Below are 3,693 nucleotides of genomic sequence, written 5' to 3' on the forward strand. Positions count from 1 at the left end.
CTGGGCCAGCAGGCCCGGGTCCGCCCGCGGACCGCCCTCGGTCCCCGGCGCGGACAGCTGGTCCAGCACGTCGCGGGCCGCGCGGCCCGGTGCGACGTCGGTGAACGCCGACCCGACGACGACGTCGACCACCGCGCCCTGCCGGTCGTCGCGGATCAGCTCGACGCACGGCAGCGCGAGCGCCAGCGTCGACGCCGACGCCGCGCCGTCCGGACCGAAGCGCAGCTGCCCGATGCAGTCCAGGTCCCCCTCCGGGAACGCGGGGTCGTTGCCCGGCGTCCCGGCCTCGCCGAACTGCAGGTCCTTCAGCTCGGCCGAGACCAGGTTCGCCTGCCCGCGCTGCCCGCCGGCGTTGAGGACCTGGAAACGGACGTCGTCCGGGGCGGTGGGGGCGGCGGAGTCGAGCTCGGCCCGGTCGATCTCGGAGCCCGCCAGGGTCCCCGACGACGGCGCCGGGCAGTTCGTCGACGCCGAGCCGTCCGAAGCGGTGCCCAGCACGACCGCCCACGTGGCCACGGCCAGCACGGCCAGCAGCGCGGTGGTGACCAGGATGGGGCGGGACCGGCGCCGCTCGTAGGGACGGTCGCCGCGGGTACGGGTGGGAAGCATCAGAACGACCCTCCGTCCAGGACGTGGTGCCCCAGCGCGACGAGCGGGCCGACCGACCCGTCGAGGCCCTCGGCCATCTCCTCGGGCACCGACCCGGCCCGGACCCGGGCCAGGATCCCGGCGAGCACGACGGCCAGCTTGAACGCGCCGAACCCGACGTACCAGGGCAGCGGGCCGGCGTCGAGGCCGGTGCGCGCGGTGTAGCCCCCGACGAGCTCGCGCCGCGTCGGGAAGCCGGGCAGGCCGGTCGGGCTCGGCAGCGGCTGGGCCGCGGACCAGACCGCGTCGTCGCCCTCCTGCTTCCAGTAGACGAGCAGCAGCCCGAGGTCGGCCAGCGGGTCGCCGAGGGTGGACATCTCCCAGTCCAGCACCGCGCGGATGCGGCCGGGGTCCTCGGCGTCGAACACGCAGTTGTCGAGCCGGTAGTCGCCGTGCACGACGGTGTGCCGCTGCGCGGCGGGGACGTCGGCGGCCAGCCGCTCGGACAGCCGGGTGAGCTCGGACTCCTCGTCGGCGTCGACGGGGACCGGGTCGTCGCCGTCGCGGGCGGCGGCCCACTGCGTGCCCCAGCGCCGGATCTGGCGCTCCATGAAGCCGTCCGGGCGACCGAAGTCACCCAGCCCCGCCGCGGCCGGGTCGACGGCGTGCAGCGCGGCCAGCACGTCCATCAGCGCGTCGCCCGCGGCGCGGCGCTGCGCCTCGGTGGACGCCCAGCCCTCGGGCAGGTCGTCGAGCGGCACGACGCCGTCGACGAGCTCCATCACGAAGCAGGGGGCGCCGAGCACGTCGCCGTCGTCGGCGGCCAGCACCGCGGGGACGGGCACGGCGCTCGGCCCGAGAGCGGAGATCACGCGCTGCTCGCGGCCCATGTCGTGGGCGGTCGCGGCGACCTCGCCGACCGGCGGACGACGCAGCACGACGGCGCCGGCGGGGGAGGAGACCCGGTAGGTCAGGTTGGACCGCCCGGCGCCGATCGAGGTGAGCTGCGCCTCGCGCCACCGTTCGTCGCCGAGGGCCGTGGACAGCCACGCGCCGACGGTGGCGGGGTCGGCACCGGGCGTGGGCGTGCGGGCGCTCGTCGTCACACCGGGCGACACTAGTGCGCCCGGCGGCGCCCGCGCCCGGGCGACACCCGGCGTGATCGGGGGACTCGCCGCGACGCCCGCCGGACGCTGGGCTACCCTCCCCGCCGCCGGTGCCGGACCGGCCGCGACAGGACGCGCGACGGACGAGCCACCCGGACCTGCGGGGAAGGTGAGACCGGCGTCACTCCGGGAGCCGGGCACAAACCCGCTTCCCGCGACGTTCCTCAGCGGCACGCGACGACCAACCGATGCGAAGTACCGCTGTTCGAGGGCCGAATCGAGCAGCACGGACGTAAGGCAAGGGTGAGACCTGATGGCGACCGACTACGACGCCCCACGTCGCAATGAGGCCGACGAGATGGCCGAGGACTCGCTCGACGAGCTCAAGCAGCGCCGCAACGAGGCGCAGTCCGCGGTCGTCGACGTCGAGGAGACCGACACCGCGGAGAGCTACGAGCTCCCGGGCGCGGACCTGTCGGGCGAGGAGCTGACGGTGAACGTCCTGCCGAAGCAGGCGGACGAGTTCACCTGTGCGAGCTGCTTCCTGGTGCACCACCGGAGCCGTCTCGCCAGCACCTCGGGCGGGCAGTTCCTCTGCCGCGACTGCGCGGCCTGACCGGGCCCGCACTGCGGGACCACGACGACGGGCCCCGGCGGATTCCGCCGGGGCCCGTCGTGTGTCCGCGGGGTCAGCTCTGCTGGGGGTGCGGCGCCTGCGCGGCGATCGCCGCCCGCAGCGCGTCGGGACGGCGCGTGCTGAGCACCCAGTAGGGCTCGTCGCGGCCGGTCGCCTGGACCCGCACCAGCGGCCCCACCCACGCCCGGTGCAGCACGTAGGCCTGCGGGTCGAGGTCGGGGCCCATCGCCTGCTGCTTGTCGGCGCGCGCGACGGTGTCGGTGACCCCGGCCGCGGACAGCGGCAGCTCCCGGCCGTTCGAGATCAGCACGCCGTCGCGGACGGTGGTGCGGCTGCGGCCCATCCACCACAGGACGCCGACGCACAGCGGCACCATGACCAGATAGCCCAGCCACGCCCGCAGGCCGGGATAGCCCATGTGGATCTGCGCGCCCATCAGGACACCGAGCCCGACGGCGAGCAGGTACCACCACACCGGGACGGACAACCGCTCGTCGAACGCAGCAGGGCCAGCCGTCGCAGAGTCGGTCTCCGGAACCCGTTCGCTCACGAGGCCCAGGGTAGCGTCGCCCGCCGTGCCCGGTTCCGTGCCCGCTCCCCCGGACCAGCCGCCGGCAGCAGCGTCCGTCGACGTCCTGCTGACGCGGCTCGACCCCGACGTCCCCCACCCCGCGTACGCGCGGCCCGGGGACGCCGGGGCCGACCTCGTGACGACCACCGACGTGGTCCTCCAGCCCGGGCGCCGGGCGCTCGTCGGGACCGGGGTGGCGATCGCACTGCCCGAGGGCTACGCCGGGTTCGTGCACCCGCGGTCCGGCCTCGCGGCCCGCTGCGGGTTGTCGATCGTCAACGCGCCCGGCACCGTGGACGCCGGGTACCGCGGCGAGATCACGGTGTGCCTGGTCAACACCGACCCGGACACGCCGGTGGAGTTGCGCCGGGGGGACCGCATCGCGCAGCTGGTGGTGCAGCGGGTCGAGACGGCCCGGTTCGTGGAGGTCACCGCGCTGCCCGCGTCGGTACGCGGCGCCGCCGGTCACGGCTCGACCGGCGGGAACGCCGCGCTCGTCGCCGGGGGAGGGGACCAGTAGATGCCGGGACGCGCACGCGGTCGGATGTTCGACATCCGTCCCGAGGACGGGGTCGAGGACACCGGGACGGGTGCCTATCCGGGCTATCCCGGCTACGGCGACTCCGACATCGACGACTTCGACGACTACGCCGACCACTACGCCGAGCAGGACGTCCGTCGCGGGGCGCCGCCGGTGAACGGCGCGGCCCCGCGCAACGGTTCCGGACCCGGTGCGCCGAACGGCAGGCCGCCCGCGCCGGGGCGCAACGGCCCCGTACCCGCCGCCGGCC

At 75.7% G+C, this 3,693-nt stretch carries 6 protein-coding genes; 3 read left to right on the forward strand and 3 right to left on the reverse strand.

Going from position 1 to position 3,693, the window contains the following annotated elements; all coding sequences use genetic code 11:
* Both cei and GTW08_RS16750 read right to left on the reverse strand, forming a co-directional pair.
* Positions 1 to 609, reverse strand: a 609-nt coding sequence (gene cei, locus GTW08_RS16745) for an envelope integrity protein Cei (RefSeq protein WP_237453908.1), incomplete at its 3' end; no start/stop codon positions are given.
* Positions 609 to 1,694, reverse strand: coding sequence for a phosphotransferase family protein (locus GTW08_RS16750; RefSeq protein ID WP_073576994.1), 1,086 nt, complete (start codon positions 1,692 to 1,694; stop codon positions 609 to 611). The genes GTW08_RS16750 and cei, both read right to left, overlap by 1 nt.
* A gap of 313 nt (positions 1,695 to 2,007) precedes the next feature.
* Here GTW08_RS16750 and GTW08_RS16755 point away from each other — a divergent pair, with 313 nt between their 5' ends.
* Entirely contained in the window at positions 2,008 to 2,310 is a 303-nt protein-coding gene (locus tag GTW08_RS16755; protein ID WP_010223990.1) for a DUF4193 domain-containing protein, read from the forward strand.
* Positions 2,311 to 2,383: 73 nt separating this feature from the next.
* Here GTW08_RS16755 and GTW08_RS16760 read toward each other — a convergent pair whose 3' ends face one another.
* Complete coding sequence (locus GTW08_RS16760) at positions 2,384 to 2,881, reverse strand: DUF3093 domain-containing protein (protein ID WP_073576993.1); 498 nt, start codon at positions 2,879 to 2,881, stop codon at positions 2,384 to 2,386.
* A 25-nt stretch (positions 2,882 to 2,906) separates the two neighbouring features.
* On the opposite strand from GTW08_RS16760, the gene dut reads away from it, so the two are divergent.
* Complete coding sequence (gene dut, locus GTW08_RS16765; protein ID WP_083474710.1) at positions 2,907 to 3,422, forward strand: dUTP diphosphatase; 516 nt, start codon at positions 2,907 to 2,909, stop codon at positions 3,420 to 3,422.
* 24 nt (positions 3,423 to 3,446) lie between these two features.
* Positions 3,447 to 3,693: hypothetical protein (locus GTW08_RS16770; protein ID WP_237453909.1), on the forward strand; the 247-nt coding region annotated here is incomplete at its 3' end.

Origin of the sequence: Pseudonocardia sp. SID8383, from assembly GCF_009864975.1 — a bacterium.
GTDB classification, from domain to species: Bacteria; Actinomycetota; Actinomycetes; order Mycobacteriales; family Pseudonocardiaceae; genus Pseudonocardia; species Pseudonocardia alni.